This is a genomic window from Gammaproteobacteria bacterium CG11_big_fil_rev_8_21_14_0_20_46_22, from assembly GCA_002796245.1.
GTDB lineage: Bacteria > Pseudomonadota > Gammaproteobacteria > UBA12402 > UBA12402 > 1-14-0-20-46-22.
Genome location: PCWT01000057.1, coordinates 1 through 1,212 on the forward strand (window position 1 = coordinate 1; position 1,212 = coordinate 1,212).

Annotated in this window: 2 protein-coding genes; both read left to right on the forward strand. The window is 43.6% G+C overall.

Annotated features, from left to right (window positions below):
• The first annotated feature begins 389 nt into the window (after positions 1–389).
• On the forward strand, positions 390–740 hold the full coding sequence (locus tag COV52_08160) for a hypothetical protein (GenBank protein PIR10614.1): 351 nt from the start codon (positions 390–392) through the stop codon (positions 738–740).
• A 74-nt stretch (positions 741–814) separates the two neighbouring features.
• Positions 815–1,003, forward strand: a complete 189-nt coding sequence (locus tag COV52_08165) for a hypothetical protein (protein PIR10613.1) — start codon at positions 815–817, stop codon at positions 1,001–1,003.
• Positions 1,004–1,212 lie beyond the last annotated feature (209 nt).

Here is a 1,212-nt window from a genome sequence, read left to right on the forward strand (position 1 = left end):
TTTTTAACTTTTACTATCATGTACCATTAGTCTACGTGGATTAATGGCATTCAACTAAAACCAATGTGTTCATACCATAATGTGAATTCATTGGTTACTTTTCCTGTCTATGGCGTATTAGATACGTTTCTGATACGTCAATTGATTTCAACTTTATAACAGCGGTCTTTATGGCTGCTTTATTTTACATACACTTTTTCTTATCACGCTTGTTATTAGCAGATTTAAGTCGCTTCTAATGTCTTGCCAGGTCGTGATAGGTGATGACTTATTTTTATTGCAAAACGTTAGAGGCGCTTAAATCAATACGGGAAATGAATCATGAAAACAAAAAAATTAACATTAATAAGGGCGTTCCTATTTGCGGTGCTTATCGTGAGGGACAATCGATGAAACAAGCTAACATTTTGCCTCGCGTGCTACGGCTACGCGATGCACCGTTGTATCTTGGTATGGATATTCATCGATTTAATCAAGAGGTCAGGCCATTTGTAGAGGAGGTTTCCATCGGGAAACAAGGTATTGGCTTTGACAGACTTGACTTGGACGCCTGGTTCGAGGACTATAAAACTCGTCGGAGGCGTTCCATAAGCTTAAGAGGTAAGAAATTATGGGACGAAAACACACGCCAGGGCTTTTCAAGCGAAAAGATGCCTGGCATATCGACAAAATCATCCTTGGAAAGCGAATTTGTGAAAGTACTGGAACAAGCTCGCTCGAAGAGGCGGAATATTACTTAGCCAGAAAGGTTGAGCAATGTCGGAACGCACGTATTTTTGGTGTTCGACCAGAGCGCACGTTTAGAGAAGCGGCAGTGAAGTATTTAAAAGCTCATCTGCACAACGCTAGCATCGATGATGATGCGCGACATATTGAGACGCTGGATAAGTATATAGGGAAGCTGCCTTTAACTGGCATTCACGACGGCACATTAGCGTCATTCGTGGAGGCGAGGAAAGCACAAGGCCGGAAAAATAAAAAAGCCACTCTACGAGTGGCTTGATTATGGTGCCCGGAGGATTATTCGCCCCATCCTTGGGGCTCACCCTGCGGGCGCCTTCGGCGTTCTAAAATGTTCCAGACATTTTAGTCGAACTCCCTTTCGGGAGTTCAAATCTTCCGTCACCCGCCAAATAAAAAAGCCACTCTACGAGTGACTTTTTTATTTGGCGCGCCCGGAGAGATTCGAACTCCCGACCAACTGGTTCGAAG

What these genes read in the sequence shown, in the direction of transcription:
- COV52_08160 (PIR10614.1), top strand. Translation starts at nt 390, where the DNA reads ATGAAACAAGCTAACATTTTGCCTCGCGTGCTACGGCTACGCGATGCA.